This is a genomic window from Aliidongia sp., assembly GCF_035943795.1.
Lineage (GTDB): Bacteria > Pseudomonadota > Alphaproteobacteria > ATCC43930 > CGMCC-115725 > Aliidongia.
Genome location: NZ_DASZBY010000036.1, coordinates 47083 through 73900, shown reverse-complemented (window position 1 = coordinate 73900; position 26818 = coordinate 47083). Strand labels below are relative to the sequence as shown.

Genomic DNA, 26818 nt, shown 5'->3' with positions numbered 1-26818 from the left:
GGACTGATCCTTTTGCTGGTGCGACGGCTTAGACGACGCGGGCTTCGGTGTTCAGAAGCTGGTCGACGACACGGATCGGCACATCGTTGAACTTCATGACCGGCTTGCCCGCATAGTCGGTCGAGGTCAGCAGCACGTTCCGGTCGCGGATCGCCTGGATGTCCATGCGGAAGCGGACGGTACGGTTGCAGTAGAGGACCGGGCGGATGCCGGTGCCCGGATCGTTCGGCGCATCGGTCGAGGTGATGCCCGAAGATTCCGCCGTCATGTTGGGCGGCAGCATGAACATCTGGCGGATGCCGGCGAAGATGTCGTAGGCGTTCGGCCCGGCGAGGCCCGCCGCCGTGACATCGATGTTCGCGATGCGCCCGCCATAGCGCCAGTCATGCGGCACGAAGCCGGCCTGTTGACGGAACCACGAGGTAAAGGCCTCGAAGCGGTTGCCGAAGCTGTCATAGCCGGGCACGATGTCGCCCTTGTCTTCCATGTTCAGGCCGGCCTTCGACCCGCGCGGATAGACGTTGTACATCTTGCCGGCGCCATGGCAGATCAGCCAGATCGAGGCGTTGGCGCTGTTCACACCACCGGCGTCGAGCACGTTCGCGGCGTTCTGCGCGGTCGCGGTCGAGACCGTGTTGTAGAACGGCGAGAGGCCCATGAACTCGGCCGGCGTCGCAGCCGTGTTACCGTAGAACTGGGTCTGGACCATGGTCTGGGCCATGCCTTCCAGGAACGCCACGTCTTCCGAATAGCGGAAGCCCTCGATGTCGCCGGACTGCTCGGCCAGCAGGCGATCGACCTGGCTGTAATCCTCCAGCGAGGCGACGCCGACGGTTGCGCGCGCGCTGGTCGACTTGCTGTAGGGCACGCCCTGGTTGATCTGACGCCACGAACCCGCCGGGATCGAGGTGCGGAAGGCGAACTGATGGCCGGCCATCTCGTTCGCTTCCATCCAGACCGCGTCGTTGAAGTAGTCGTTGCTCTGGCTCAGCATCTCGGCCAGGTGATGGATCTTGCCCTGGGGGTCGAGACGCAGGGACACGTCGAGAAGCGTCGGCCACTGACCGCTCATTTAGGCTCTCCTGATTTCAGTGTGGGGTAGGCGATCAATGGGCCGTTATTGGCCCGACTTGTCGTAGAGCATGGCTCGGCCCGAAAGCTTCGGGGGTCGCCCGATATCCGCAGGCGGCCGGTAGTCGACGGCGGCCGGTGCGGGTTCCTTGAACTTGCGCGCGACGTTGTTCAGCAGCCGCCAGAGGGGCAGCATGTCGCCGGCGCCGGTGTTCGAAAGGAATTGGTTGAACTCGGCCATCTCGGCCTTGTATCGGTCGCTGCCGCGCGGCGCGTCGGACACGAAATGGTCCCGCATCTCGGCGACTGCGACCTTGGTGGTGTTGAACCCGGCCCCGCCCAGCACCGGATCGCCCATGATCTTCTTCGCCTCGTTCGCGCGGAAATCGGCAAAGGCCTGGTGCTGGCGTTCGAGCACGCCCTTGTCAACCATGGCCGCGTATTCGGTGCAGGCGGCCAGATGGCGATCGAGCAATGCCTGGCCGGCTTCCTGGCTGATGCCGTGCTCGCTCAGAACCTTGGTGTAATTGTCGACCTGCTCGGGCAGCAGCGTGACGCCTTCCGGGGTCTTGAACGGCTCGTAGACCATCGCAGGCTTCTCGGCCTGCGGTTCGGTCGGCGGCTCTTCTCCGGGCTTCGGCTCCTCGGCAGGTTTGGCCGGGTCCTCGACCTTGCCGGCCTCTTCCAGCAGGGACGCGGTCTTCGTATGGTCGGACGGCTCGACTGGCGTCTCGACGATCGGCGCGGCATCCGCTGGCGCTACGGGGGAGGGTTCCGCAGCAACAACGGGCGCCTGCTCGACGACGGGAGCCGCAGGGGCAACGGCGCCGTCGGCAACGGGTTGGGCGACGGCTGGTGCGCCGCCGGGATCAATCGACATTCACGGTCCTCGATTTGCGCGCCGGCTGCAGCAGCGCCTTGAAGGCTTCGTCGTTTTCGCTCTGCATGAGCCACACGCCGTCGCGGTCATGGACCGTCAGCGCGCGCCAGAGCCACTGGCCAAGCTCTCGCTGGCCCAGGATGAACATCGTTGCGTCCCGATCCGGGAAACCGACCGGCGAGGCGCTGAAATTGGTCTTGAACGTCCCGGCCGCCTCAAGGATCTTCCAGACTTCACGACGGCCGGTCTCGACCGAGAGGGCGTGGCGCCAGAAATCGCCAGCCTCGTCGGCCTCGAACTTCTTGCGCTGCACCTTGCGCTTCAGCTGCTTCGGGTCGGTGGCGCTGTCGAACTCGGGCGCGTCCTCTTCCGGCAGGTCGTCGTCTTCGTTCAAACCGAGACACCTGCGGGCACGATCAGCCCGCTCGGACGCACGACCTGGACCGGCTTGCCCGTGCGATGCTCGCCTTCCAGCGGCTTCAGCAGGATCGGCCCCGTCGTTCCGGTCGCCTTGGTCTCCAGCTCGTCGCACATGTGCGCGTAGCCATCGAGGATCGTCGCCAGCGCCATGTAGCGGAGCGCCGGATGCTTCTCGACCAGCCATTGCCGGCATTTCTGCTGGGCCAATGCGACCTGATGGGCGACAGGAAGGAACCGGCCATCGCTGCGCCACATCGACGCCTGGCGGCAGCAGCCCTCGATCATCTCCATCTTCTCGCGGAACGCCGGATAGAGCCCGAACCGCTCCCCGGCTGCGAGACGGCGGCAATCATCGGCGGCACCCGAGAAATTCTCCCGCATGCACGCGAAGATCTCACGCTCGGTCAGGTCGCTCATTGAATGGTCTGCCCGCCGGGCGTGGCGCCGGTGCCGAGGATCGCGCCAAGGGCGTTCTGGCCGCCGCCGATGTCGGCCTGGCTGAGCGTCTTGGCACCCGTGACGGCGGCGAGCGACGCCTGTTGGACCTGCTGCTGCCGGGCGGCTGCGGCCTTGGCCTGGTCCAGTTGCGCCACCTGATCGTCCGACAGCATGCATTCCTCGGGAAAGTCGAGATTCTCGCCGTAGACGCGCATCGTCTTGTCGAGGTTGAAGATGCGCAGCGGATCCGGAACGCCCGCCGCTTGAGCACCGGCCGAGAGATTGCCTGCCGTGGCCAGCACGCGCTCGATCGAGGCGGTCTGCGTGCCCTGCTGGGCGATCGTGACCATGTCGATGTAGCTGATGTTCAGCGGCACGTTCAGCAGCGACTTCGGCCGCGGCAGCAGCATGTTCCGGCGCAGCATGATGCCGAGCAGGCGCTCGATCAGCGGGCCGGCAAACTCGGTCTTCCACAGCCCGATGATCGGCCCCAGGCGCTGGAGCTTCTCGCCCTTGCGCTCGGCGATCTCCAGGTTGTTGCGCGGCTGCACGCCTTCCATCTGGCTGATGGCCATGAACACGTCGACCAGGAAATACTTCTCGATCCGGGCCTGGATTTCCTTCAGGTCTTCCGACAGCGCCGCCAGATCTGGCTTGACTTCGAACAGGGGATAGAAACCCTTCTTCCCCGCTTCGGTGTTCGTGTAGGTGATGTGGCCCGGCAGGATCGATGCGGGCTCGTTCTTCATCGACACGTCGGCGCCCATCGGCGGACGGACCTGCTTCTCGATGCCCTCGGCCTTGCGCATGGTCTCGACTTGCAGCTGCTTGGTGTCCGCCAGCGCATCCATGCCAGGGGAACGGCCGTAGGCATTGTTCGAGACCACGGCCCAGCGCGCGGCGGCGAACGGCTTTTCGTTGAAACCCCGGCGGGACAGTTCGCGCGTGGTCTGCTGGCCCCTGAGCCAATAGATTTCGCGATAGGCAAAGCCGCCCTTGACGACCTCGATCTTGGAATTGGTGCTGGATGAGATCGGGAAGTTGGGCTCGATCGCCATGCAGACGACGAACTCGGTCTCGAGCGAACCGCCCTTGGTCTCCCACAGCTTCGTGATGCTGACCGGGCAGGAGTCCAGGCCGAACTTCTCCACGATCTGCACGACCGTCATGGTGACTTCGGTATAAAGCGTGTCGACGCTGAACCGCGATCCGACGGCGAGGTAATATTCCCCGGCGCAGTACGAGTAGCAGCGGATCACGTCCTCCGCGTCCTCGTACATGATCACCGGCGCGGTGCCGAACGTGACCAGGTCCTGGGCCGCCTGGGCCATCACATTGTAGAAATTCGACTGCGCCAGCACCATCTCGGCGCGCTTCTCGGTGTCCTCCAGCCAGACCTTGGCCTCGTCGTCGAGCGAGACGCCGGGATGGCCGATGCCGAGCTTGAACCATTTGCGCGTCGAGGGCATGAGCCCTTCGACCATCCCGGCCGCGCAGATCTGCATGGCCCAGGTGGCAACACCGTCCTTGATCGACTGGTTCAGCTGCTGGCCGCGCCGCATGGTGTTCGCGGTGACGAGCCAGTGATAGCGGAACGGCAGGATGTATTCGGCGAGCTGGGACCAATGCGTCCACCAGCTATGGCGCCAGTTCCTCAATCCGCCGAGACGCGATTCAAGCGTGCTGTAGATGTCCGTCCAGTTGGCGCCGGCCGTCTCGTCGTTGGACGCGGTCGGCGGCTGCTGGGCGAGGAGCGTGGCAGATGCAGTTTCGTAGTAGGCGAAACCGTCCTGCTTCACGGCTGACATCAGAGCAGCGCCAATCCCGCGGCGAGGCCGGCGCACAGGCTGGCGAGCACGATCCCGAACCGCACCCGCGCGGTGATGATGTCGTCGGTCGGCTCGATCTGGGCCAGGAACGACAGGTACGTCACGACCATGGCAAACAGGCACAGGTCCATCGCGGCGTGCTTGCCCGTTGCCAAGGCGGCAACAAAGACGGCGGCGAGATAGAGCGCACCGTAGAGCAGCGTGCCGACGATCATCGGATTCATGGCGTCCTACTGACCCAGGAGCGATTTGGAGGCGGTGGCGGGCGTACCGGTCTGGCCCAGCGCGCCGCCTGAATTGGTGAGCGTGCCGGCAAATCCCGCCCCTGCAGCGGCGGCGGCCTGTTGAGCCGCCTGATTGCCGCTCTGTTGCACCTGATCGCTTGCCAGGGTGGGCGGCGTGGGCGGGGGCGGCGGCGGGGCGGGAACGGGCGGCGTTTTCGGCGAGGAGAATCCCATCAGTGCAGCTTCCGCCGGTCGAACGCCGCAGCGTTGCCGGCCTCGTCGATCGCGAACACGCCGCTCACGGTGCAGACGACGGCCGAGCCCATGATGATCTTGATCTCCATCTCTTCGCTGTAGTCGAACGCATTGGCGAAATCGCCGCTCATCTGGCGCTCGATCGACAGCTTCACGCGTCGCAGGGCTTCTTCGTGCATCGGTGTGATCCTCAGGCGAGAGGGTCGTATTCGTGTTGGGCCTGGAACGGCTTCGAGATGAGCGGTCCCACCGGTCGCGGCGCCACGATGTGGGCAAAGGTCATCACCAGCGCGTCAGCGTGATCTGGCGAGTAGCCGAGCTTCGCTTTGATGATGTCCTTGGGCTCAAGGATCATCGCGTCGCCCTTGAATGTGTAGGTGGTCTGCGTCAGCGCCGCGGCGAGCTCGGGGATGGGCGGAATCGCCCCGCCTGCCTTGATCCACTCGACGCATTCGAAATACATCTCGGACCGCTTGTTGTAGTATCGGCGATCTCGAGCGGCGCCCGAGAACGGGACACCGACCGGATTGCGCCCAAGCTGCCGCAAGCCATCAATCCAGCCAGCGCCGTAACCGCCCGTGTCATCGACGAAACACGCATCGGCTTGCCAGTCGGCCCATTTCCGCGCCACCGCGCCGGCGCCCTGGATGCTATCGACGTTGCGCAGCAGCTGCGGTGTAAAGGCGACCAATCCCTGTCGGGGGAAGATCACCGAACCATCGTCACCGAACCGCGCCACGTCCACGCCCAGGATCCGCGCCGCGTGCTGGTATTCGCTCTCCCGGTAGTGGCGCTTCGATGCCTCGGCCACCTGATCCGGACCGATCAGCGAATTCAGCGAGCCCGGCGGGAATTGGCCGAACACGTTCACCAGCACCCAGGCGTTGTCGCGCCCGTATTTTTCTATTTGCTCCCGAGCCCACTGCACCGAGACGCGCGGCGTCCGTTTCGGATCGTCCGGGTCCGCGGTGATGTGGGTCACATGCCACAAGCGCCGCTCGACCGTGCTTGCCCGATAGAGTGGGCCTTCGAGGTTCGTCGGGTTGCCCGCCTGGACGATGTGTCCCTCGATGCAACTCGACAGTGCCGCGTCGGCCGCGACCATTACCGCATCCGGCATTCCACCGGACTCATCCAGCACGAACATGATGTAGTCGGCATGCAGGCCCGCGAGCGTCTGGGCTTGTTCCTCGGTGCTGGCCGTTCGCGACCAGGACCGGGCCGACATCCACCACGTTTCCGGATGCTGCCGCGAGAAGATGCGCGTCTTCTGCCACTCGAACGCCGCCAGCAGCAGCGGGGATTTGTGCTGCCACTTCGCCATCTCGGTCCAGAGATTGTCGGCGAGGTTCACAGCCGTGATCGACGTGGCCGCGATCTTCGGGTGCGGTCGCGTCAGCAGGAAGTTCCAACACACCCAGGCGAGCAGCGCCGTCTTTCCCGGACCCTTGCATGCCTGCATCGATAGGCGTTGGTTCGTCGCGAACGCCTGCAGCACATCCACTTGCCAAGGATCGGGCTCGACGCCGAACACCTCTCGAACGAATACATCCGGCCTCTCTCTCCAGATCCGGATTTTGTCCGCCGCCGCAAGGCTCAAACGATGTCAGTCCTTGAGTTTGTAGCTCGACTCGACCAGAGCGCTCAGCGTGAGCGTGCCGCCGTGCTCTATTTCCTGTTTGTCTCGCCACGCCTTGGGCTGCCGGTTCTTCAGCCAGAAAATGCAGGCCGTCGTGTCCGGCGGGTAGTGCTCGGTGAACGGAACGATGTGCTCCATTCCGGTCTTCGCATCGGCCACGATCTTGACCGCTTTGTGGCTGTAGCCGGTCGCCCGGTGGAACAGGGAATGCGCGACGGCTGCGTCGGCCGCGTCTTTTCCATCTTTTAGGGCGTCAAGAAATTCCTGATGCGTATTCTTCCATGCGTCGATCGTCACACGGCTCACGCCGAAGAAATCGGCCAGTTGCGCGTCCGTTGCGCCTAACAGGCAGAGCTTCTTGGCCTGCTCTGCGTATTCCGCTTGGTATGCGCTGGGCCTACCGACCGGACGCGCCTCATCGCCCTTGCGCGTCGCTGTGCGCTTCTTAGTCCCAACAGGATCGGTCATGGTCCGCGCAACTGTGCATCCATTATTGCGCAATGGCAAGACACAAAATTGCCCTAGGAACTTGGCGGGCGGGGATCGGGTTGTTCATGCCCAGCACGTCCGATCGCGCTCAAGTGCCCGTCATCAGAGCCCACCGAGCGGCCCCAAGCTCTGCATAGAGGCGATCGGCCGTCGCATCGAAGTCCGTGCCGATATCCTTGCAGATCTTGCGATATTTGACGGCCATCACCGCGACGGCCATTGCTGTTCCGATATCTCCAGTCTCCAGATACCGGAGCGCCTTTCGATCGTGATAGACGTAGTCCAGGAAGCTCAGATCCTCGGCTTCACGCATCCCGAATATCCACGATGCCGAACTGTGCCAGGGCCGACATATCCTCGCTGCGCCGCGCCGCAATGGGATCGGCAACCTGGTCGATCATGTCCGCGAAGCAGTCGCACACGCACAGCGTCTCGCCGTCGATCGTGAACTGGCTAACGTAGTAACTCGCCGGCTTGCCGTTGATCCCGCGGACTTGAACGCCCAGGTCATGGTGCTCGAACTCGACAGGCTTGCCGTCCCGCATCCCGACCAGCTTGTGCACGCGCACGGGAGAGACCGTCGGGACGGGCGTGTTCGTGATGATGCCGGTCTCGGCGTGGAGTACGTAGTCGACCATAGTCAGATCCCTCCCCTTCCATCGTGCCGGCGCGCGAACGGATTGTCCTTCGGCGGCGCGGGCTCTCGTGGCTTGATGTCGGCCAGTTCTCGGACCAACGCGTCTTTCTCCGCCTTGAGCTTGTCCATGTCGGCGGCCATGGCGTTCAGGCGACCGGACAGGTCCATCACGATCGCCTGGCGCTGCGCGCAGATGGTCTTCTCGGCCGCCAGCACGGCACGAAGGCTGGTGAGGGATTGGGTCAAGGCGCGGATGGTCTGGGCTGACTCGTCGTCGCAAGCAGAAATCTCCACCTCGACCCGATCCTTCCCATAACAAGCCTTCAGCATCTTCAGCAGATCTTCGGTTCGCATATCCAGCGCATGTACCATCACGCCACCCTCCGTTCCGCCGACTCGATGAGCCAGCCGTTGATCGTCAATCCGTCCAATTCCCGCTCCAGCTTCGCCACGGCCTCGCGCCACAGCCTGCCGGCTTCCCGGGCATCCGCGATCGTCGCCGGGGAGATCTCCCACTCCAGCACGCAGAATCCGTAGTGGCCGTTCCGGTCCTTGCCCTGGATGCGGGGCTGGCGGATTTCCGGCCGGCGCCACACGGGACGCAACCGCGGCTCCAGCCCGCGCAGTTCGTCCGGCCGGGTGAGCTTGCGACCGTGGGTGATGACCAGCGCTGCCTGTCGGGGCGGCAGGTTTTTCACCGCGTCCATCACGATGTGGGTTTGGGGGTGGATATTCTTGGTCAGCGTGACACTGCCTCGTCCCGCCTTCATGCCAGCACTCGCCTCGGCATTCGCCCATCCCCCTTGAGCGCGTCGGCGGGGCTTCGCGGTTAGGCCGCCATCGAAGCAGATCGACGGGTCGACCCGCCATGGCATTCTACACCTTTGCTCCGCGAACACCCACTGCAGAACCCGTTCCATCGCCGACATGGGATGCGGTTCGGCCGCGGCGGGAAGCGCATAAACCTCGGTCATCTTCACCCCCAAATTCACTTGCGTCTCGCCCCGTAATGCTGTTCCCCAAACCCCTCGACGATCGCCCGGAATGCCCCCTGCATTTGCGGATGGTCGAACGGGATCACCACCGCCTTGCGCTCGGTGAAGAGCTGCCGGGCGATCTCGAATTCGCTCTGGCGCTTCTGGTCGTCCGTGAAGCCGCTCGAGGTGATGCGTGCAAGGTTGGATCGGATCGGGATCATGCCAGACACCACCACGACAGGGCGGCCGCGATCATTCCAACGAACGCGAGCCCGAAGACCGCGGCCACGTCGGCGATCCTTGCCTTGCGCTCCAACTCCTCGATGCGCTTCTCGGACTCCCGCATGGCCTGGGCGTAGTAGTCGGTCATCATGCCGCCTCCGTCTTGTCGTCTCGGGATGAGGTTGGGCGAAGCTCGTTCGCCAGGTCCTCCGGATACTCGGCCCGCTCGCTGCGGATGCCGCCTGGAGCGCAGGGCTTCTCTCCCCAGGACGGGAGCCACAGGCCGGTCTTGAAATAGTTCTCCAGACGGCCGAACCACTTCTCTCGGACCGGGTCGGTGCGGGGTTGCTCGGCAGGCGATATCCCGGTCGGAAAATCTCGCTTCGGCGGCGACGCGATGGCATTCCGGATATCTTCGTTGTGAAAATTCAACGACTTGGGCGGCTCTTTGCCTGCAGAAAGCATCTTCTGGGCCTGGGCGGAAAACACCCACCGGCAGAGCTCCAGATCGGCGCCGGCTTCCAGCCAAAGCCTTGCCGCAGTCAGGTCCGACGATGCCGGGTATGGCCGACGGCGCTCGGCGAAAACCTCCTCCTGAACCTCGTCGAATGCGGCGATGATGGCTTTCGCTGCAGCCAACTCAGGATCGGCCGCCACGATCGCGGCTCCTCGATCTGCCATCGAGACGATGTCTGGTCTGGGCATCGGCTGGGCAGGAGGCGACCCGGCGCTCGCGGCTACCGGTACAAGTGCCAATGCCTTGCCCTGTTCTTCCTTCTTACTTAACTGTCCCTGTCCCTGAACGCTCGTTACGTTCAACGTTACGTCATCGTCTATCGTCAACGTTACGTCGTCGCCACGTTGCGCTACGCGGCTCTTTCTTGCCTCCGTAGCGGCTTTCGTACGCTCTTTGAATGCCTCCCTCTTCTTGGCGGCATTACGCACATCTTCGCACAGTACGGCGTGGTAGAGGCGACCATCGGAGCACTTGACGAACCCCCGGAGCGCGACGTCCCTAACCTTCTTCCACTTGCTTCCTGCTCCAGAGAATGCCGACAGAACGCGCTCGTCGTCGGGCAGAGAGCCGGCCGGCGACTGCTGCCACGCCCTGCCCCACAGGCCCAAGGCCGCCTTGAATTCGTCCCCGGTCGAGAGTGCCCAAAGCTCGGAGGCGAACAGGCGTTGGACGTTCAACATGAACCCGTCTAGTCCGGTGATATCGATGTCTGGCGACACGGGCGGATCCGGCAGCGCTGAATCACTCATAATCTGCTCCCTGCTCATACTGGTCGTACCACTTGGTGCGCGGGCCATCGAACCGGAGGCTGAGGCTGCCGGTCGCACCGTGGCGCTGCTTGGCGATGATGATTTCCCCCTTGCCTGCCGACGCGGTCAGGCGCTCGAAATATTCCACCCGCCGCGCCTCGAACTTGTCCTGGCTCTCGTTCTCGCGCTTCGCCGGCTCGGTGTTGGCGAGGTAATATTCCTCGCGGTAGACGAACATGACGATGTCGGCATCCTGCTCGATCGAGCCGCTGTCCCGCAGGTCGGCCAGGACTGGGCGCTTGTCTTCCCGGCGCTCGACATCGCGGCTCAATTGCGAGAGTGCGATCACCGGAACGTCGAGTTCCTTCGCGATCGTCTTGAGGCCGCGGGTGATCTCGGAAATCTCCTGGGTGCGGTTCTCGTCCCGCCGGTTGCTGGTGCCGCGCATGAGCTGGAGATAGTCCACGATGATCAGGTCCAGGCCATGCTTGCGCCGGACGTTCCGGGCCCGGGATTTCATGCTGCCGATCGTGATCGAGGTCTGGTCGTCGATGAATAACGGCAGGCGGCGCACCCGGGCGCTCTCTTCGTAGAGGGCCTGGAAGTCCTCCTGACTGATGCCGCCGCCGCGAATGCGATCGGTCGAGATATTGCACTCGCCGGCCAGCATGCGGTCGACCAGCTGGCGGCCGGACATTTCCAGGCTGAAGAACGCGACGACACCGCCGCTGTCGAGGATGCGCTTGCCCCGCTCATCCACATGCGCCGCATAGGCCCTGGCGGCGCTCTGGGCTATGTTGGTGGCGAGTGCCGTCTTGGCCATGCCCGGGCGGCCGGCGATAATCAGCAGGTCGCCCCGCTGCAGGCCGCCGATGCGATTGTCCAGGATGCGGATGCCGGTGCTGATGCCCGTCACCTTGCCGCGGTTCTGGTAGGCATGCTCGGCGGCGGCGATCGACTCATCAACGGCGGATGCGACGTGACCCAGCTCGCCCGTGGTGTCCCTTGCAGCCTCGATCAGCGCCAGGCGCTCCTGCAGGCGCTCCAGCACCTTGTCGGCGCCGTCCTCCAGGGCCGGCTCGATCGCGTCGGCCTGAGCATCGGTAATGGCCTCGATGATCTCCCGTCTGGTGTGGGCGTCGACAATCATCCGGCCATATTGGGCGGCGTTCATCGGCCCCATGTTGTTCTTGTAGAGGTCGATCAGGTATTTGGTGCCGCCTGCGTCGCGGAGCCCCGCATCGTTGGAGAAATAGGGGCCCAGAGAGATCGGCGTCGCGACCTTGCCTTCCCCGACGATCGACAGGATGGCTTCGAAGATCCGCTGATGCGCCGGCACGTAGAAATGCAGGGGCGACAGGAAATCGACCCGCTCCAGAACGGCATTGTTGAACAGCACCGTTCCGAGGATGCACTGCTCGGCCTCCAGGCTGTTCGGCATCTCCCGCAGCAAGGGGTTCTGGAGGGTGACGAGATCCTGCACAGCGCTCATCGGGCGCCTCGGCCTGAAAGATGCTTGCGCTTGGCGGCGCACATGCGGTCGATCTGCTCGGGAGTCCATGGCCCGAATTCGAGATAGGTCCGCAGCAGCGCGATGACGCCGTCTATGGAAGGTGACGAGGGCGTCCACTGGAGCTTCGAGAGGGCGATCTCGTACTGCTTCTCCGCGAATTTCCCCGCAGCGCGCAGGCTGAATTCGGCTTCGGGCTCTGCCGCCACCCTCTGGGCTATCTGGGAGTCGTTGAGAGGGGTCATGGCTCGATCTTTTCTTGGCACATCCAGCAAAGACCGGAGCCCCCGCACAGAATGCAGGTCTCGCCATAATCGCATCCCGATCCATCGCATTGATCGCAGTCGAGCGATCCACCGCAGACTATGCACGGCTCCTCATCCGCATTCGCGGCGCGCTTCCATTGGTTCCCGTTCATGCGTCGGGTCACTTGCGCCCCCGCATCATCCAGCCCACGACCAGGATCCCCGGCAGCAGCAGAGCGATCGTCGATGGCTCCGGGACCGACATCGGAACGCCCCGCTCCGCAAACCCATCCATCGGCTGAGACCAGTCCGGAGCGATGTAGGCGTCTAGGATCACCCCAAGAATTGCGGCGCCGGGCAACACGAAGCACGAGACGCTGACCACCATGGCGGCGCGGTGCTTGTGGGCCAGGAAGTGCCATGCCTTGTGCAGGGTGTGGCGGAGGGGATGGGGGATGCAGACGATCATGCTGACACCGAGGCCATGATTGCGCGCCCGATGACCTCGGCCATCTCCGGAGGGTTGCTGTCGCCAAGGGCCTCTATGCGCTCGGTTCTGACCCTGTTGGCTCGGGAGTCTCGGTCCATCTCTCCGGCAGATTGAGCATCCACTCGTAGAGTTCCGAGCTGATCCGCTGACCAAGAACCTCGGGCATCTGCTGCCCTCTTGACTGTGTCAATCGCGGATGGGAGCGCAGCCCGGGTGAGCGCCAGTCTCTGCAGGCTGGTGCAGGCAACCAGGAACACTCGCCGGCGAATATACGGCGCACCAATATCGTGAGCGCCAAACTCAAATCGCGCGACGTGGTAGCCAATTCCCGAAAGATCTGCAGAGACTTCGGCTTCCCACGACGAATTTCCGGGCGGCTGCTCCACGACAAACCATTCTGCGCAGGCGTTGATCCCGGCACTGAGCATCCACGGCCAGAGGCTCGCGCCACTCCGATAGCCGTGAATGGCTGAAGCGACGCTTGTTCGTTGGCAGGGCGGACCGCCGATGATGATGTCCGCAGGGATGGAAGGAAACCACTCGACGGCCTCATAGATGTCGATCTCCGGGAAATTCTTGGCCAGAATGGCGCGGCGTGCCGGGCGCTTTTCGCAAAGGGCTATCGTCTCGATGCCTGCGCGCTGGAAGCCGATCACATGGCACCCGATGCACGAGAAGAGATCGATCGCGATCACAGCACCCCGCCCCGGTGCGGCACCCAGTCATTTCCGACCATGACCTGAGCCGCCACGCCATGCCCGATCGAGAACGGCTTCCCGCAGGTGCAGAGCCCGTGGTGACGGGATTCAATCGGGATGAGCCAGGAGCCCAGGTGCCGGTCGATCAGGAACGTCTCCCCGTCCATCAAGGGCTCGATGAACAGAGCAACGTCATGGCCCTGGATGCATCTGGCCTTGGTGCCGACCTGGGCGAAGTATTTGGGATAGGTGGGGGAGTCGGTCATGCCGGCACCTGCCGGCAGATCAGTCGCCCATAGTGAGCGTGATGGCCAAGGGGTTCGCGCTCGACCCACCCGGCAGGGACGGGCTCGCCGTTGGGCAGCCACTTGGCCTCCCGCAGGCCGTGCTGGCGGGCGGTGCTGGCCGCGATCGCGCAGGCGACGCAGCCCCAGCTCTGCTTGTAGCGCTTCGTCCCTCCGCAGCGCTTGCAGGGGGCGCCGTAATAATGGACGCGGCCGAGTTTGATCGCTTCGGCGCGGGATGCGGCCGGCTCCAGCTTGATCTTCATCGAGCGTGGTCGCCGTGCCGACTGGCAGGCCACACAGCGATGCCCGTTGGCATAGCGTTCGGTGCCGCTGCATCGGGCGCAGGGTGATCCCTGGAGACGCGCGTTCTGGGACTGACGATCGGCCATCACTTCCCCGCCTTGAGACGAGCGAGGGTCGGGACCTGGATGAAGTCGCTCTCGATCACGTGGGGATGGGCGACGGACTTCGGGCGGTCCGCACTTACGGCACGAAAGCGGCTCGGGACGTGATTGCGGTCATGATGGCAATCGACGCATTCGCCGTTCCCCGCAAATCGTTTGCCGGCGTGCCCACGGATGCAGGGAGCACCCTGGTACACGGCGAGGCCGGCCGCGCGGGCCTGGGTCTTGGTCATGGGTTTCATGCCTCGATCCTCCGCAACCGGGGCAGAGCATCGAGCGCGAACCGGATGTCCATCTCGGACTGGCAGACGAAGACCTGCAGCTTGTGCGCCCGCAGCCGACCATGCTCGGCGCGCTTTTCCTTAGACAGGTGACGCTCGGAGGCGCGGAAGTAGAGGCAGCCGACCCGGTCGCCGTTTTTGACGACGATCAGGTCTTTCACCGAGCTGACCTCGGCCTGTGGAAAGCGCTCGCAGACCAGGGTGGCGGCGATGCGCTCAAGCTGGATCTGGCGGATGCGGGTGACGAGACGGGCGGTCATGAAGATGCTCCCCATACGGCCAGCTTGAGCGTCGGCTTTTCGCTGTAATGCTTGTGGACGGCGGCCGAGACGATCTGGGAGTCGTCGCGCCAGACGATCTGGTTCAGCGCGTCGCCGACGATCTTTGCCACGTTGTCGTAGTCGGGCTTGCCGGCCGGACGGATCTCGCCGGCGAGCGCCGCGGCGCGCTTCTTCTGCGACCAGCTGGCCGGCACCGGAAACGCGGCATAGATGGAAATCTGGAGCGCGCCTTCGAGCGGGTTCTTGCCCACCATGGCGATCTGGGCCATCACCTTCAGGTCGCTCTCGTAATTCCGGGTCTTCGCCGGCGTGAAGCAGCCTCCGGTCTTGCGCGAGAAACGCGGGCGCCCCTTACCGCAGGGCACGCCGTCGAGGGTGATGACGATCGGCTCCATGGCCTATGCCGCCTCCTGCTCGTCGAAGTCGGGCAGCATGCCGAGCGCGCGCATGTAGATTTCGAGCATGGTCTCTTCCTCGTCGAGCTCGGATCGATCGCGGCGCCGGATCTGGATGATCCGCTTGATGATCTTGGTGTCGAAGCCGTTGCCCTTGGCTTCGGCGAACACGTCCTTTTTGTCCTCGTTGAGGGCCTTGATCTCCTCGTCGAGGCGCTCGACCCGGTCGATGATCGATCGCAGCTGCTCGCCCGCGATGCCGCCGACGTCTGAGGGCTTGGTCTGGGTCATGGCGACCAACCCCTATGCCGAGCAAGGCGTGACGCGGACCCATTCCTTGGGCGCGACATACGACATGTTCCGGCGACCCTTGAGCGATCGGGCATGCCGCTTCCGGTCCATCTTCTCGCGGTGCGCTGCCAGGGTTTCGACGGTGCGGATCTGACGGGTCATCTGGCTCTCCGGAAAATCTTTGACACAGCCGCAACCGGGCGCCGTGTCGTGGGTTGGTGCGTTCGGGGAGGTCTTCCCCTACCCTCTCAAAAGGCTGCGGGCGCCTTCGGTTCACAGCGCCTCAAGCGCCCCGCAGAGTCCTGGGAGGAAAGGCCGGATACCCACGGCCCGCTGGGGTTCAGTCCTTCCGTATCCGCCGCAGCAGCCACTTGGCCGCGCAGCCGGAGTGCTTGGAGATCCAGGCCAAAGCCCATGCAGTCCAGGAGATGAGCCATGTCACAGCGGCTCCGCCTTCCTGGCGTCACGCATCTGCTTGAGCTCTGCCAGCATGGCGTCGGCCTCGGCGATCCGGACATCGATCTCGGCCTCCATCCGCAGGCGTTCGGTCCAGGAACCGCAGGGCGCCAGGACGATGCCGGCGAAGCGCTGGCCATAGCATTTGACGAGCTCGGCCAGATGGCCCGCCAGCGGTGCGTTCCCGGCCAGCCAGCGCTCGACCGTCCGCACGTCGGCGCCGATGTCCCGCGCCACGTGCTTTGCCGTGTCCTTGGGCCTCGCCGACCGCAGGGCTTGGCTCACGCTCTGGCCGATCGCCGCCGACATCGAGTCAGACATGGCGCGCAATCTCGTCGTACCCGGTCGCATTGGAATGCTCATCGAACACCTTCATGTTGAGGGCGTTCGGCGAGCGCTGCCGGCGGATGAGGTTCAGATGGACAAACCCAGAGACGATGCGGACCGCGAAATCTTGGCGGATGGACGCGGGCCGTATCGCCGGGTGGGTTTCAGATCGCTGGGCGAACTCGCCGACGAGCTGATCCGAAAGCTGCAGGCCGGAATGTGCGCCAACGACAACGAGCCGTCGAAGCTGCTCCGTGCGCCTGCACGCACACGTGAGGACGACTGATCCGGTCACGGCCAGTTGCCTCCCCAGAAATCTCCGAAATTGATGCAGTGACGGAAGATCAGTGCCGCGACGATCGCGATGCCGAGGATCCAGAGGACGGTCGTCATGCTGCGGCTCCGCTAGGTACGCGGTCGGCCGTGAGAAAAAAATCTCCAGGTTCAAGCCCCTTCCCTTTTCGTCGCGAAAAATCAAGAAGCGGTTGCTGATGCTTCGTCGGCACGAAACCGCCCGTTCCTCCGCGCTCGGTCGGGTAGGTCCATCGGAATATTTGTGAAACGTGAATCCCCAAGATCGATGCGACGGCCTGATGGCCGCCCAGCTTTTCGATGACAATTTCGGCTGGAGCTTTCATGGCCGTAATATTGCGATAATCGCAATCTCGCCGTCAAGAGAAACTTGCGATCTTCGCAACGGACAAATTTTGCGAATCCCGCAACACTGGAAGCCATGAATAGGAAGTGGATTTTGAAGCGCCTGCAGGAACTCAATAAGACGCAGGCTGAGATGGCGGCGGTGTTGGGTATTGAGCCGTCCGGCGTGAACCGGATGATCGGTGGCATGCGTCAATTGAAAGGGCGTGAGCCTATTCTGGTATCCGACTTTCTGCAGGTACCGCTTGAGTACGTGATGTACGGACCGCCAGGTGAAGCCATCGATCCCTATGTTCCGACCAAAAACGGAAAGCGCGGCGTGAACAAAACTACCGCCGCCGAACAATCACCTTACCGCCTAGGAGGCCTCGCCAAAGATTTGCCCGTGCGCGGCCGAGCTGTCGGAGGTGAAGACGACTGGTTCGAGATGAACGGGCAAACTCTTGATATCATCGAGCGTCCGAGCATCCTTACAGGGTCCGCCGAGGCCTATGCGGTCTACGTGGCGGGAACCTCCATGGTCCCTCGATACATGCCCGGCGAGACATTGTATGTTCATCCTGGAAAAGCTGTGGTGCCAGGCTGCTTCGTAGTGGTGCAGATCAAGCCGAAAGCTGATGGCGAGCCACCGCGCGCATTGGTGAAGCGCTTCGTCCGGGAAGGCGGAGGAATTCTAATACTTAGCCAATTCAATCCGTCAAAAGAAATTAAACTAGAGTCTTCACAGATATTATCTAAACATCGCGTTGTGCTTGGTGGTGACGCTTAAATGTCATTTGCTAATAAAATATTTTACTCCAGCGCCAAGAAACCAGTACCAAAAACCTATCTGTATTAAAAGAGATACGCTGTAAATTCCAACAATGGACGAATCATTGTTGTTAAACATAAATATAATCATACTTACTGCCATGGCAGCAACGTAAAATCCGAGAGCTATGGCGATAAAATAAACTCCTTTTCCGACTATTTTGGCGAAATTATTTGGGAATTTTGGTTTTAATCTCACCAGAAGCCTGCCAATCCAGTAAACAACAATTCCAAGAATGAGCCCCTTTACCGCCCCTTGAGATAAGAAACCGGCCGCGTAGCCGAAGGCCACTTCTGCTGGATATGAGGAGATGCGCGCCCATGGCGCATCTGCGGCTGTTTCGGTCATTGGATTGAGAAAGGCCAGGAAGGCCGCTCCGCGCAAAGTGGGTCGCGGCATCGCATAGACACCGTTGATGATCATGCTGAGAACCTCTGAGATAACAGTGGCTCCATGTTCCCGCAAAACCTGCGCGAATTAAATTGCGAAAAACGCATTGACATTCTAATTGCGATTATCGCAATATCCTCTCATCCCCAGCGCACCGGCGCTCCGATGTGAGGCACACGAAGATGATCCCGTCCGCCGAATCCCTCCGCGTCGCCGATGCGATGACCACGCTGACCCGATACCAGACCGACATGCTGGGGGCGATGAAGGAGAAGGGCTACAAGAAGGCCCTCGTCTCCATGGGGACCCGCGGTATCGGCGTCTACAAGCGCGGGATCTCTGCCAGCGACTCCGTGTGGTTCAAGACCTACGACGAGGCCCTGTCCTACATCTCCAGCCTGCCGCTCGCCAACTGGACGCCCGATCTGATCGCGGCAACCCTCGGCGTGGAGGCCGCATGATGGCCCCTCGCACCCCCTATATCTGCGAGCCCGTCTCCGATGGGAGCAACGGCTTCACCCTGCTCTCGGAATGGCCCGATAGCGATGTCATGGCCGACGGCGCGGAAGACGAGATGGCGGCGGCGACCCAGCGCGCGGCCGATGTCGCGGCGGGGCGGATCCTCGCGCTGATGGCCTGCATCGTCGGGTTTGTCTGGTGGTGGCTGTCGTGAGCGTCGCGAAGCACACGCCGGGGCCTTGGTCGAATGATGACGGTCTCGTCAATGGCATCGAGACCAGGCCAAGATTTCGTCGTCCTGGCAGCCATTCTGTCAGCATCGATATCTTCGATGCGTCGGATTGGCCCGCTGAACAGCATGACGAGGCGTTGGCGAATGCCGACCTGATCGCAGCCGCGCCGGATCTGCTCGCCGCGATCAAAGAACTGGTCGACATCACCGACCAGGGCGACACGATGGATGTTTGGCGTGAGGCGCTCACGGCCGCGCGCGCCGCCATCGCCAAAGCCGAGGGCCGGTCGTGAGCGCCCTCAACAGCATCGCCATCCTGCGAGCCCGCAAGGGTCTCTCCCAGGCACATCTGGCGAAGGCCGCCGCGATCCCCTGCAAGCTGCTGAAGGAATACGAGGCCGGCACGCGCTTGCCACGGCTCGACTACCTGGTCGGCATTGCGGCGGCGCTCGACACCAACATCAAGACACTCGCCAATCAGGTCTTCCCGGCGCCGAAGCTGCTGCCGAAATTCGTCCCGACGCGATCGTCCGACCCGATCCAGGCCGAGATCGACGACCTGCGCTACGACCTCGCGATGATCGAGAACAAGGACTTCCTGGCGCCGGGCGACAGCGAATGGATGACCGAGATCCGCGACGGCCTCTACGCCGCCCATGAGCGCATGCGGGAGCGGGATGCGGTCGAGTTCAGGAGTGCCGCGGAATGAAGCGCCTCCTCACTCGCCTCTGGCTCTGGCTCACCCGTATGGACGAGCCCTCGGAGACCATGACCAAGGCGGAATCCGACAAGTGGATGGACGACCAATGGTGACCAACCGCACCCGCCGTCATCGGTCCCGCATGCGCCAGGTCGTCCGGGAATGGTACGGCCCGGCCCTGGTGGTCGCGGTCTTCGGCGTCCTCATCAGCGTGCATGGCTTTGGGTGGAAATTATGATCGCCGACGAGATCCGCTTGCCACGTCCGGCCCAGGCAGAGCCAGCGGTCTGCGCCGCCTGCGAGGGCGGCGGCTGGGAATGCTACGGCCTCGGTCGAGGTGATCCGCATTTCCGAGAATGCCCGACCTGCCACAATCCGGAAGGTTTCCCCTCGCCATGACCGACCTCCGCACCCCCGACGAAGCCTCCTGGCTCGACCGTCAGAAGCCCAGCCTCATCGAGAAGCTGTCCCTATCCCTGGTCTCCGCAGTGTTCGTCTGCTGGATCGCCCGGGAGATCGTGCAGATGGCGGGGATCGGGCGGTGAAGACGGGATCGACTCTCGTCTACGCCCATGATGCGCCGGGCCTCTATGCGGTTCGCATGCGCAAGGGGGCGGTCGAGGTCGCGTGCAAGGTCGCATACGGACCTTCGCGGGATCCGCTCACCGGCGAGACGCTGGACCGATCGCCGATGTGGTCGATCTGGATCAACAAGCCCGATACGGAAGAGCCCGACTACTGCTCGCCTGCAGTGCGGCCGCACCTGCTGCTCGGCCGGCCGCTGGACCGATCGGAATACGAATTTCTGCTGGCGGATCGGAGATGGGCTTCCGAGTTCGCGCCGTCTTCGCCCGAAGCCAACCCCAAGCAGCGCGTCGAGATGTCTGCAATCCCGCTGCCCTTCTGAGGAGGAAAGAATATGTCCAATTCCGAACAGGAAATCGCCGAAAAAGCAGCGCGTCTTGATGAGGTTCATCCGGGCTGGCGGGATCAGAAGCATTCGAACGGCAGCCCGCTTTGGGCATCGGATGGAACGCTACTCGACGAGCGCGGCAATCGCTCGATTTTCGACGACATCGACGAATAGGAGGAATTGAACATGTCCGCCCTGCCCAAGATTTCCCCGACTATTGGCCACAATTCCGGCGCCGCGCCGCTGTCCGAGATGCTGACCGAAGAGACCAGCGGCCTTGCCGCCCGGTCGAACGAATTGGTTGCCGCCACCGAACGCGCCAAGGTCTCCGACGCCGACACCGCCGGCCGGGCGACCACGCTCGCGAAGATGCTCAAGGAGCATGCCAAGAAGATCGACGAGACGCGGAAGGTCCGCAAGGAGCCGTTTCTGGAGGATGGCCGGACGGTCGATCGGCATTTCCAGGCCCTGGCCGCGCCGGTCGTCGAGGCGGCCGACAGGGTCGTCAAGATGATCGATCAGTTCCGTCGCGAGGAAGAGGCGAAGGCGGCGGCCGAACGTCGCCGGCTCGAGGAAGAAGCCCGGCGCCAGCGCGAGGCGGCCGAGGCCGCAGAGCGTGCCCGGATCGCCGCCGAAGCGCAGGCCCAGCGCGAGCGGGACGAAGCCCAGCGCCTGATGGAGAAGGCGCAGCGCGAGGCTGCGGCCAGCGAGGACCGCGCCGCGCGGGAACAGGCCCAGCGCGAGGCCGCCCAGGCGCAGGCAAAGATCGACAGCGAGAACGCCGCAGCGCGCCAGCGCGCCCTGCAGGCCGAGATCGATAACCGCAACGCCCGGGACGCCGCCGAAGAACTTGTGCGCCAGGCCCAAGCCACGACGGCGGCCCCGATCGCGTCCGATTACGGCATCAAGGCATCGGGCCGGAAGGTGTTCACCGCAGAAATCATCGATCTGACCGCCGCGATCCGCCACGCCCGAAAAATCGACGAAGCCGCAGTGCGCGATGCCGTCCAGAAGATCTTCGACCGGCAGGTTCGGGCGGGCGTCCGTGATCTTCCCGGCGCCACCGTCACCGAATCTTCGACCACCGTCATCCGCTGAGGAACGCTCCATGTCCGTCGCGACCATCACGCCACCGCGCTCCATTCTGATCACCATGGCGACCCGCTACGGCATGGAGCCCCAGGCATTCGAGGCCACTGTGCGCGCCACCTGCATGCCGGCCGGCAATAATCAGCAACCGCCGACCCGCGAGGAGTTCGCCGCCTTTCTGCTCGTGGCGAACGAGCACGACCTGAACCCATTGACCAAGGAAATATTCGCTTACCCGAAGCGCGGCGGCGGCATTCAGCCGATCGTCAGTGTCGACGGGTGGATCAAGAAGGTGAACCAGCATCCGCAGTTCGACGGCATGGAATTCCGCGAGGATCTGGACGATCAGAAGAAGCTGTTCTCCTGCACCTGCACGATCTGGCGCAAGGACCGCAGCAGGCCGACCATCGTCACGGAATACCTGTCGGAATGCGTGCGCCAAACCGAGCCGTGGAAGATGGCGAACCGGATGCTTCGGCATAAGGCGCTGATCCAGTGCGCGCGCGTCGCCTTCGGCTTCGCCGGCATCATGGATCCGGATGAAGCCGAAAAGATTATCGACATCTCGCCCGGTGCCCAACAGGCGGTTGCTCGTCCGCAGCGCTCCGATTTCGTCGACAACACGGCGCCGTCGTATCCGACGCTGACCATCATCGACGAGCATGGGGAGATTGCCGGGGAATGGCCGGCACCGCGCGCAATAGCGATGCTGGGCGGTTTGATGCGCGGCAAGTCGGACGATGTCATCGTCGCCGTGTTCGAGCACAACGAAGACGCGCTGGCCCAAATGGCGGCATCGAACATCTCGATCGGCGAGCTCGAAGATCTATACCAGAGCGCCATCAAGGCGAAGGACCAAGCCACCCACGCACAAGCAACGGACGCTGGGAAGCCCGATGATTTCTGGCGTCAGCCGTCTCTGACGATCGACCCGAAGCCGCTCGGCTGGAAGGGATGGCTCGACACCATGAAGGCCCGGATCGAGGAGGCTTGCGACATCTCCTCACTCGCATCCCTCGACCATGACAACGAGGCCAATCTCGCGGCGCTGAACGCCAAGTCGCTCAAGATGGCCGATGAGCTGCGCGATGCCTTCGCCAAGCGCCAGGCCGCGATCATGCTGGCGCCCTGACCATGGAAACGACCCTCGTCATGAAGCGCACGGAAGCGGGGCTGATCCCCGTCGATGGGCACGCTTCCGACCTTCTGGCGAAGGTCAAGATCGGCGATCGGGTGCTGGTGAAACTGCACCGGCCCCGATCGGTCGACCAGCACCGCCTTTTCTTCGCGTTGCTGACCAAGGTCGCCGGCGCCACAGAATTCGAAACGCCGGAGAAGCTGCTCGTCGCACTCAAGATCGCTCTCGGCTTCTACGACATCATGCGCATGCCGAACGGATCGACGGTGCCGGTTCCGAATTCGATCTCCTTCGCCTCGATGCCGCAGGACGATTTCCGCAGATTCTTTGACCAGGCCGTCGGGCTGATCTGCCAGCACCTGCTGTCGGGCATGACCGCGGACGATCTGGTCGCCGAGGTGCACCAGATGCTCGACCAGCCCAGGAGGGTCGCCTGATGCCTGCACCCAGGATTTCCCGCTCCGTCCAGACCAGCATCCGCCAGGCCCGCGAAGGCATGTCACCAACCCACCTCGCCATGGTCAGGAATCTCCCGTGCTGCCTGTGTGCATCGGAGGTGAACATCCAGGCCCACCATCTGCTGCGGGTCGATCCGTCCAGCCGTGGCATGGGGATGAAGAATGCGGACCGGTGGTGCCTGCCCCTCTGCCTGCGGTGCCACGACGCTCTGCACCAGCACGGCGGCGAGGAAGAATATCTGGCCGAGCGCGGCATCGACGGTCGCGCTGTGGCGTCGGCCCTGTGGTCTGAGCGTGGCGATGCGGATGGTATGCGCCGGGTGGTTTTCAGGGCGTCTCAATACCGGAGGATTTCATGACCAAAGACTCCCTACAAGTCGCCCTGACCGAGGCGCGTCGGTTTATCCTGGCGGCGGAACGACTCATCGAGAGCCCGCATGAATACGAGTGGATCGTTGGCACGAAGCTCTCCGGCTCCGTCCGCCGGTCGAGCATGGATCTGACACGCGCGCTCGCGGATCTTAGGAGGGCTTCGTGATTATGGATCGAGAATGCCCGTGGTGTGATGGCAACGGCTGGACACACGTTGTTCGGCGCACGCCTTTGCTGCAAGGCCATTTCGAGGAGACTTGCAAGCGTTGCAACGGCTCCGGCGTCGAAGAAATCGACCTGAGCGAGGAAGCCGAAGAATGACCCGCGCCACCATGAAGACAGTCCCGCGGCTATATTTTGCCTGCCCGTCCTGCGGCTATGACGAAGCGCACGAAGTCACGCACTTTCTCGCTAATCAGCGAGACACGTGCGCCGGCCCGTGGCAGTGCGAAGAATGCGGCACTGTTGTTAACTTCCTCTGGTCCTCCGAAAATCAGACGGTTGAAATAACGAGCATTGTTGCGCGGCCCAAACCGGTTAATGGGTACATGCTGTTGCGCCTGGCACAAAAGACCGAGTCGCCGGTCTGGTTCATCGTGGAGCACCAGATCTATACCAGAGACGGACCGCCAGAAAGCATGGAAGAGTGGATTGAGCACCAGCGATATTGGGTGAACGAGCATACTTGCCCGACGAATATTATCCGGGTAGCGGCGATTATTGAGGGTGCCGATACCGATCCGCATGGGGTTGTCGAGTTTGTAGCTTTTGCTGCACGCCCGGACGAGTTCGATGAGGACAATGCAGACTGGCCAATGCTGTTCCCGCAGCTTAGCGGAATGGAGATCGAGGGGGATCCTACTCTTCAAATTGGCAAGGAGCCGAAGCCATGACCCCCGGCCAGACGATCGTCTCGCGCTTCCGCTCCGAGATGCTAACGGACTGGGGCGCATTGGCGAAGGCGATCGATGAGGTCGTGGCGTGGCGGCCGATCGAGAGCGCGCCGAAGGATGGTCAGAAATTCTGGGGACGCGTCGGCGACGATGCGCTGGCGATGTTTTGGCATGAAGGGTTCGGAGAATTCGTCACTGGATACAACCGCATGTCGCTAGGGCGCGGGATGACCTTCGAAGACACCGGGCTATCCTATCGAGATCATTCGCCTTCGATTCAACGCCCGTCCGAATGGCTCCCCCTGCCGCCCTCTGGAGAGAAATAATCATGTCACTTCCCAATATCCACCGGCTTTCCGAACTTCCTCCGCTGTCGAGCGGATCGCACGACGATCTTGAAGACGGCATCTACGTCATGGAAGCGGTCGCCTTCGTTGCCGGAGAGCCATGGTCGGACAACCCGGTCTGTGCATGCCCGGTGATCTCGACGTTCCTGCGATCGTGGAACGACAGCCTGCCAGACGACGAGCGCGACGCGTTGCTGCGCGGTCTGATCCCCCGTCTCGTCGGCACCAAGTCAACACCAGAGGTCGAAAAGAGGCGATCGACGATGGCGGCGGATTGGCTGATCCGGTCCCACACAACGGCATGGCTAGAATTGGCCGGTCTGAAAGAGCAGGGCGCGACGCTGCGGGCTCTTCCAGAAATAATCGATTTCGCCGCATGTCCGTCGCTGATGCCCGCTCTGAACGCTATCCGGAAGGACGCATCTGCGGCGCGGGTTGCGGCGCGGGATGCGGCGTGGGATGCGGCGTGGGATGCGGCGTGGGATGCGGCGCGGGATGCGGCGTGGGATGCGGCGTGGGATGCGGCGTGGGATGCGGCGTGGGATGCGGCGGGGGCTGCGGCGTGGGATGCGCTCGCTTCCACCCGTAAAGCCCTCCAGCAATCGGCGCTCGATCTGGTTAACCGCATGATCGATATCGAGGCCGTGCAGGATCTGAAGCCATGACCCATCCCTTGGACGAGACGGCGTTCGAAGCGGCGATCAGCGTAGCAACGAGAGCTGTTGGCTGGTCAATGCGAAACAGGACCGCGGCCGCCATCCGCGCCTACCTCTCCGCCCTCCCATCCCCACGCCTCCAGGCATCGGAGGAGGATGTAGAGGCGGTGGCCAGGGCGATCGACCCCGAAGCATGGGCCGATGATTATCCAATCCCGACACGAGCGGATGTCCTCTCTTTCCACGAAAGACGACAGGCTTCGTGCAAAGCGGCCCGCGCCGCCCTATCCGCTGTGCCTCATGGGGGATCGGAGCCGCCTCTCGCCCGACCGCTCGACGAGTGGCATGAAGATATGGGCGACGTGCTGTGGTGGGAATTCCCGATCACTGAGGCGCCATGGGTTGGATCGCCGCTCTGTCTGGGCCAAACGATCGAGGTGCACGCTCACTCAGGGCTCGTGGCGCGCGTCATGGTCGGCGGCTGGCCCGGCTACCACACGCACTGGACACCGCTTCCGCCCATCCCCGCCCCTCCGTCCGGAGAACGAGCATGAGCACAATGAGATTTTTCGTCATCATTGGGTGCGGATTTCAAGTCGCACTTTACTTGGGTCCAGGAGGGTCGCCCTATGAAAATGCCGTGTGCGCGGGTCTGGCGGTTGTTCTTGGTCTAGCCGCTTTGCAGCGGGATCAGCCATGACCACCCTCGATATCCCCGCGCTGCTGGCGCTGTGCGAGAAGGCGACGCCTGGGTGCTGGGACATCGTAAAAACCTTCCGCACGGAGTTCCCGACAGCGCTGCGGGAGCTAGACGCCGCTCTCACCCGCGCCGAGGCAGCCGAAGCCGCGCTAGAGAAGGTCACGGCGCAGAGGGATGCCTACCGAACGCGTATTTTTGAGTTGGACGCCGAAGTCAATAATAGCAAGGCGGATAAGATTTACCTCAGAGGCCTAGTCGCGGTAGCCCGAATTCGGATTGAGGCGCTTGAACGCGAAGTTCAGCGGTTGAGGAAAGAAAATGCCTGACAAAAACATGACCACATCCCCCACCATCGCCGAGTTCCAGTACCTGGCCGAACGGGTGCGCAAGCTGGAGGAACGCGACGAGCTCAGCAACGTTGTAGTCGGCAAAGACGGTTCCGTGCGGCCGATGACCGCTGAGGAAATCATGTCGGAGCACGTGACTTTCTTCGATGCAAAGTTCCAAGTCGCAGCCGAAGACCCTCCCTGGAAGCGGGCGAAGGTCGGGGATCGGGTGATGGTGCAACGAGGAAGCAGCCGGCGCGAGGAGCGAGTTGTCGGGGTTGATGATGATTCGCTCTCGAGTAGGGTCATGCGTTGCAGAACTGCGACCAAGTCATCTCCAAACGGACGGTGGGTTCTCAACGAAGACCTCCTCTCCATCCTCCCACCCGAGTCCTCAGAGCATGGAGTGGACAACATCGTCAGCGGTCGGCCCGGGTTCCAAGTCATCCGCGAGGCGACCGACCATCACGTCCACCCTCGCGAGGTTCATGCCATCCTGGACGCTCTCGCCTCAGCCGGCATCCTCGCCGGAGCGAAGGTGAGGGTGACGGGGGAGATGATCGAGACGGCGATGGATGCGTATCGCCTCACTTTTGGAAATCTTCGAACAGCCATGAAAGCAGCCCTGCGCACGATCCCGGGCTTGGAGGTGGAGGAGTGACCCT

General features: G+C 63.0%; 49 protein-coding genes. 18 read left to right on the top strand and 31 right to left on the bottom strand.

From position 1 onward, the window contains the following. Positions 1-28 precede the first annotated feature (28 nt). The 29 genes from VGV37_RS06340 to VGV37_RS06200 form a co-directional block, all read right to left on the bottom strand. Complete coding sequence (locus tag VGV37_RS06340) at positions 29-1072, bottom strand: major capsid protein (protein ID WP_326878791.1); 1044 nt, start codon at positions 1070-1072, stop codon at positions 29-31. Positions 1073-1117: 45 nt separating this feature from the next. Then, a complete protein-coding gene (locus VGV37_RS06335; RefSeq protein ID WP_326878790.1) occupies positions 1118-1951 on the bottom strand; it encodes a hypothetical protein in 834 nt (277 codons plus the stop codon). Continuing rightward, on the bottom strand, positions 1941-2345 hold the full coding sequence (locus VGV37_RS06330) for a hypothetical protein (RefSeq protein WP_326878789.1): 405 nt from the start codon (positions 2343-2345) through the stop codon (positions 1941-1943). Before VGV37_RS06330 ends, VGV37_RS06335 begins: the two co-directional genes overlap by 11 nt. After that, positions 2342-2788 (bottom strand): hypothetical protein, encoded by a 447-nt coding sequence (locus VGV37_RS06325; protein ID WP_326878788.1) that lies wholly within the window; start codon positions 2786-2788, stop codon positions 2342-2344. The genes VGV37_RS06330 and VGV37_RS06325 overlap by 4 nt, the downstream gene beginning before the upstream one ends. Next, the gene (locus VGV37_RS06320; protein ID WP_326878787.1) at positions 2785-4617 is read right to left on the bottom strand and encodes a portal protein; all 1833 of its coding nucleotides are present in this window, start codon (positions 4615-4617) and stop codon (positions 2785-2787) included. Before VGV37_RS06320 ends, VGV37_RS06325 begins: the two co-directional genes overlap by 4 nt. Continuing rightward, entirely contained in the window at positions 4617-4862 is a 246-nt protein-coding gene (locus tag VGV37_RS06315; protein ID WP_326878786.1) for a hypothetical protein, read from the bottom strand. Before VGV37_RS06315 ends, VGV37_RS06320 begins: the two co-directional genes overlap by 1 nt. Positions 4863-4868: 6 nt before the next feature. Continuing rightward, on the bottom strand, positions 4869-5096 hold the full coding sequence (locus VGV37_RS06310) for a hypothetical protein (RefSeq protein WP_326878785.1): 228 nt from the start codon (positions 5094-5096) through the stop codon (positions 4869-4871). Then, positions 5096-5296: a hypothetical protein gene (locus VGV37_RS06305; protein ID WP_326878784.1), complete on the bottom strand. Its 201-nt coding sequence runs from the start codon at positions 5294-5296 to the stop codon at positions 5096-5098. The genes VGV37_RS06310 and VGV37_RS06305 overlap by 1 nt, the downstream gene beginning before the upstream one ends. Positions 5297-5307: 11 nt before the next feature. Then, positions 5308-6717, bottom strand: a complete 1410-nt coding sequence (locus VGV37_RS06300; protein ID WP_326878783.1) for a hypothetical protein — start codon at positions 6715-6717, stop codon at positions 5308-5310. Between the two features lie 6 nt (positions 6718-6723). Next, positions 6724-7224 carry a helix-turn-helix domain-containing protein gene (locus VGV37_RS06295; RefSeq protein ID WP_326878782.1) on the bottom strand — a complete coding sequence of 167 codons (501 nt, stop codon included), beginning with the start codon at positions 7222-7224 and terminating at the stop codon, positions 6724-6726. 109 nt (positions 7225-7333) lie between these two features. Beyond that, positions 7334-7558, bottom strand: a complete 225-nt coding sequence (locus VGV37_RS06290) for a hypothetical protein (RefSeq protein WP_326878781.1) — start codon at positions 7556-7558, stop codon at positions 7334-7336. Beyond that, complete coding sequence (locus tag VGV37_RS06285; protein ID WP_326878780.1) at positions 7551-7883, bottom strand: hypothetical protein; 333 nt, start codon at positions 7881-7883, stop codon at positions 7551-7553. Before VGV37_RS06285 ends, VGV37_RS06290 begins: the two co-directional genes overlap by 8 nt. A gap of 2 nt (positions 7884-7885) precedes the next feature. Further along, positions 7886-8254, bottom strand: a complete 369-nt coding sequence (locus VGV37_RS06280; protein WP_326878779.1) for a hypothetical protein — start codon at positions 8252-8254, stop codon at positions 7886-7888. Beyond that, a complete protein-coding gene (locus VGV37_RS06275; protein ID WP_326878778.1) occupies positions 8254-8856 on the bottom strand; it encodes a hypothetical protein in 603 nt (200 codons plus the stop codon). The genes VGV37_RS06280 and VGV37_RS06275 overlap by 1 nt, the downstream gene beginning before the upstream one ends. Positions 8857-8870: 14 nt before the next feature. After that, positions 8871-9080 (bottom strand): hypothetical protein, encoded by a 210-nt coding sequence (locus tag VGV37_RS06270; RefSeq protein WP_326878777.1) that lies wholly within the window; start codon positions 9078-9080, stop codon positions 8871-8873. Further along, complete coding sequence (locus VGV37_RS06265) at positions 9077-9229, bottom strand: hypothetical protein (RefSeq protein WP_326878776.1); 153 nt, start codon at positions 9227-9229, stop codon at positions 9077-9079. The genes VGV37_RS06270 and VGV37_RS06265 overlap by 4 nt, the downstream gene beginning before the upstream one ends. Continuing rightward, positions 9229-10347 (bottom strand): DUF1376 domain-containing protein, encoded by a 1119-nt coding sequence (locus VGV37_RS06260; protein ID WP_326878775.1) that lies wholly within the window; start codon positions 10345-10347, stop codon positions 9229-9231. Before VGV37_RS06260 ends, VGV37_RS06265 begins: the two co-directional genes overlap by 1 nt. Then, on the bottom strand, positions 10340-11839 hold the full coding sequence (locus tag VGV37_RS06255; RefSeq protein ID WP_326878774.1) for a replicative DNA helicase: 1500 nt from the start codon (positions 11837-11839) through the stop codon (positions 10340-10342). Before VGV37_RS06255 ends, VGV37_RS06260 begins: the two co-directional genes overlap by 8 nt. Continuing rightward, a complete protein-coding gene (locus VGV37_RS06250; RefSeq protein ID WP_326878773.1) occupies positions 11836-12102 on the bottom strand; it encodes a hypothetical protein in 267 nt (88 codons plus the stop codon). Before VGV37_RS06250 ends, VGV37_RS06255 begins: the two co-directional genes overlap by 4 nt. Before the next feature lie 181 nt (positions 12103-12283). Further along, complete coding sequence (locus tag VGV37_RS06245; protein WP_326878772.1) at positions 12284-12571, bottom strand: PEP-CTERM sorting domain-containing protein; 288 nt, start codon at positions 12569-12571, stop codon at positions 12284-12286. Continuing rightward, the gene (locus VGV37_RS06240) at positions 12568-13287 is read right to left on the bottom strand and encodes a DNA cytosine methyltransferase (protein WP_326878771.1); all 720 of its coding nucleotides are present in this window, start codon (positions 13285-13287) and stop codon (positions 12568-12570) included. Before VGV37_RS06240 ends, VGV37_RS06245 begins: the two co-directional genes overlap by 4 nt. Next, positions 13284-13556, bottom strand: coding sequence for a hypothetical protein (locus VGV37_RS06235; RefSeq protein ID WP_326878770.1), 273 nt, complete (start codon positions 13554-13556; stop codon positions 13284-13286). Before VGV37_RS06235 ends, VGV37_RS06240 begins: the two co-directional genes overlap by 4 nt. Then, positions 13553-13840 carry a hypothetical protein gene (locus VGV37_RS06230; protein WP_326878769.1) on the bottom strand — a complete coding sequence of 96 codons (288 nt, stop codon included), beginning with the start codon at positions 13838-13840 and terminating at the stop codon, positions 13553-13555. Before VGV37_RS06230 ends, VGV37_RS06235 begins: the two co-directional genes overlap by 4 nt. A gap of 125 nt (positions 13841-13965) precedes the next feature. Further along, complete coding sequence (locus VGV37_RS06225) at positions 13966-14214, bottom strand: hypothetical protein (protein ID WP_326878768.1); 249 nt, start codon at positions 14212-14214, stop codon at positions 13966-13968. A 5-nt stretch (positions 14215-14219) separates the two neighbouring features. Next, on the bottom strand, positions 14220-14522 hold the full coding sequence (locus tag VGV37_RS06220) for a hypothetical protein (protein WP_326878767.1): 303 nt from the start codon (positions 14520-14522) through the stop codon (positions 14220-14222). Further along, the gene (locus tag VGV37_RS06215; RefSeq protein ID WP_326878766.1) at positions 14519-14938 is read right to left on the bottom strand and encodes a RusA family crossover junction endodeoxyribonuclease; all 420 of its coding nucleotides are present in this window, start codon (positions 14936-14938) and stop codon (positions 14519-14521) included. The genes VGV37_RS06220 and VGV37_RS06215 overlap by 4 nt, the downstream gene beginning before the upstream one ends. Positions 14939-14941: 3 nt before the next feature. Further along, a complete protein-coding gene (locus tag VGV37_RS06210; RefSeq protein ID WP_326878765.1) occupies positions 14942-15229 on the bottom strand; it encodes a DUF2312 domain-containing protein in 288 nt (95 codons plus the stop codon). A gap of 12 nt (positions 15230-15241) precedes the next feature. Continuing rightward, positions 15242-15391, bottom strand: a complete 150-nt coding sequence (locus VGV37_RS06205; protein ID WP_326878764.1) for a hypothetical protein — start codon at positions 15389-15391, stop codon at positions 15242-15244. 276 nt (positions 15392-15667) lie between these two features. After that, positions 15668-16006, bottom strand: a complete 339-nt coding sequence (locus VGV37_RS06200; protein ID WP_326878763.1) for a hypothetical protein — start codon at positions 16004-16006, stop codon at positions 15668-15670. Between VGV37_RS06200 and VGV37_RS06195 the strand changes: the two genes are divergently transcribed. Both VGV37_RS06195 and VGV37_RS06190 read left to right on the top strand, forming a co-directional pair. Next, positions 16005-16298, top strand: coding sequence for a hypothetical protein (locus VGV37_RS06195; protein ID WP_326878762.1), 294 nt, complete (start codon positions 16005-16007; stop codon positions 16296-16298). The genes VGV37_RS06200 and VGV37_RS06195 overlap by 2 nt on opposite strands. Positions 16299-16763: 465 nt before the next feature. Beyond that, positions 16764-17438, top strand: a complete 675-nt coding sequence (locus VGV37_RS06190) for a S24 family peptidase (RefSeq protein ID WP_326878761.1) — start codon at positions 16764-16766, stop codon at positions 17436-17438. A gap of 3 nt (positions 17439-17441) precedes the next feature. On the opposite strand, the gene VGV37_RS06185 is transcribed toward VGV37_RS06190, so the two are convergent. Then, positions 17442-17903 (bottom strand): hypothetical protein, encoded by a 462-nt coding sequence (locus VGV37_RS06185; RefSeq protein ID WP_326878760.1) that lies wholly within the window; start codon positions 17901-17903, stop codon positions 17442-17444. A gap of 149 nt (positions 17904-18052) precedes the next feature. Between VGV37_RS06185 and VGV37_RS06180 the strand changes: the two genes are divergently transcribed. The 10 genes from VGV37_RS06180 to VGV37_RS06135 all read left to right on the top strand — a co-directional run bounded on the left by VGV37_RS06180 (position 18053) and on the right by VGV37_RS06135 (position 22838). Then, entirely contained in the window at positions 18053-18331 is a 279-nt protein-coding gene (locus VGV37_RS06180; protein WP_326878759.1) for a hypothetical protein, read from the top strand. Then, complete coding sequence (locus VGV37_RS06175) at positions 18328-18543, top strand: hypothetical protein (protein ID WP_326878758.1); 216 nt, start codon at positions 18328-18330, stop codon at positions 18541-18543. The genes VGV37_RS06180 and VGV37_RS06175 overlap by 4 nt, the downstream gene beginning before the upstream one ends. Continuing rightward, entirely contained in the window at positions 18540-18854 is a 315-nt protein-coding gene (locus VGV37_RS06170) for a hypothetical protein (protein ID WP_326878757.1), read from the top strand. Before VGV37_RS06175 ends, VGV37_RS06170 begins: the two co-directional genes overlap by 4 nt. After that, a complete protein-coding gene (locus tag VGV37_RS06165; protein WP_326878756.1) occupies positions 18851-19270 on the top strand; it encodes a helix-turn-helix transcriptional regulator in 420 nt (139 codons plus the stop codon). Before VGV37_RS06170 ends, VGV37_RS06165 begins: the two co-directional genes overlap by 4 nt. Before the next feature lie 386 nt (positions 19271-19656). Continuing rightward, the gene (locus tag VGV37_RS06160; RefSeq protein ID WP_326878755.1) at positions 19657-19806 is read left to right on the top strand and encodes a hypothetical protein; all 150 of its coding nucleotides are present in this window, start codon (positions 19657-19659) and stop codon (positions 19804-19806) included. Further along, positions 19803-20168, top strand: coding sequence for a hypothetical protein (locus VGV37_RS06155; RefSeq protein ID WP_326878754.1), 366 nt, complete (start codon positions 19803-19805; stop codon positions 20166-20168). The genes VGV37_RS06160 and VGV37_RS06155 overlap by 4 nt, the downstream gene beginning before the upstream one ends. 12 nt (positions 20169-20180) lie before the next feature. Next, positions 20181-20348: a hypothetical protein gene (locus tag VGV37_RS06150; RefSeq protein WP_326878753.1), complete on the top strand. Its 168-nt coding sequence runs from the start codon at positions 20181-20183 to the stop codon at positions 20346-20348. 12 nt (positions 20349-20360) lie between these two features. Further along, positions 20361-21272: a hypothetical protein gene (locus tag VGV37_RS06145; RefSeq protein WP_326878752.1), complete on the top strand. Its 912-nt coding sequence runs from the start codon at positions 20361-20363 to the stop codon at positions 21270-21272. 10 nt (positions 21273-21282) lie between these two features. Beyond that, positions 21283-22395: a RecT family recombinase gene (locus tag VGV37_RS06140; RefSeq protein ID WP_326878751.1), complete on the top strand. Its 1113-nt coding sequence runs from the start codon at positions 21283-21285 to the stop codon at positions 22393-22395. Between the two features lie 2 nt (positions 22396-22397). Then, a complete protein-coding gene (locus VGV37_RS06135) occupies positions 22398-22838 on the top strand; it encodes a DUF1367 family protein (RefSeq protein ID WP_326878750.1) in 441 nt (146 codons plus the stop codon). Between the two features lie 62 nt (positions 22839-22900). On the opposite strand, the gene VGV37_RS06130 is transcribed toward VGV37_RS06135, so the two are convergent. Continuing rightward, positions 22901-23200: a hypothetical protein gene (locus VGV37_RS06130; RefSeq protein ID WP_326878749.1), complete on the bottom strand. Its 300-nt coding sequence runs from the start codon at positions 23198-23200 to the stop codon at positions 22901-22903. Between the two features lie 14 nt (positions 23201-23214). Here VGV37_RS06130 and VGV37_RS06125 point away from each other — a divergent pair, with 14 nt between their 5' ends. The 6 genes from VGV37_RS06125 (at position 23215) to VGV37_RS06100 (ending at position 26814) form a co-directional block, all read left to right on the top strand. Continuing rightward, positions 23215-23397 (top strand): hypothetical protein, encoded by a 183-nt coding sequence (locus VGV37_RS06125; protein ID WP_326878748.1) that lies wholly within the window; start codon positions 23215-23217, stop codon positions 23395-23397. Between the two features lie 151 nt (positions 23398-23548). Continuing rightward, complete coding sequence (locus VGV37_RS06120) at positions 23549-24124, top strand: hypothetical protein (protein WP_326878747.1); 576 nt, start codon at positions 23549-23551, stop codon at positions 24122-24124. After that, the gene (locus tag VGV37_RS06115; RefSeq protein WP_326878746.1) at positions 24121-24450 is read left to right on the top strand and encodes a hypothetical protein; all 330 of its coding nucleotides are present in this window, start codon (positions 24121-24123) and stop codon (positions 24448-24450) included. The genes VGV37_RS06120 and VGV37_RS06115 overlap by 4 nt, the downstream gene beginning before the upstream one ends. A gap of 2 nt (positions 24451-24452) precedes the next feature. Further along, positions 24453-25136, top strand: coding sequence for a hypothetical protein (locus tag VGV37_RS06110; protein ID WP_326878745.1), 684 nt, complete (start codon positions 24453-24455; stop codon positions 25134-25136). A 687-nt stretch (positions 25137-25823) separates the two neighbouring features. Further along, positions 25824-26153, top strand: a complete 330-nt coding sequence (locus tag VGV37_RS06105; RefSeq protein WP_326878744.1) for a hypothetical protein — start codon at positions 25824-25826, stop codon at positions 26151-26153. Next, positions 26146-26814: a hypothetical protein gene (locus VGV37_RS06100; RefSeq protein WP_326878743.1), complete on the top strand. Its 669-nt coding sequence runs from the start codon at positions 26146-26148 to the stop codon at positions 26812-26814. Before VGV37_RS06105 ends, VGV37_RS06100 begins: the two co-directional genes overlap by 8 nt. The last annotated feature ends 4 nt before the right edge of the window (positions 26815-26818 follow it).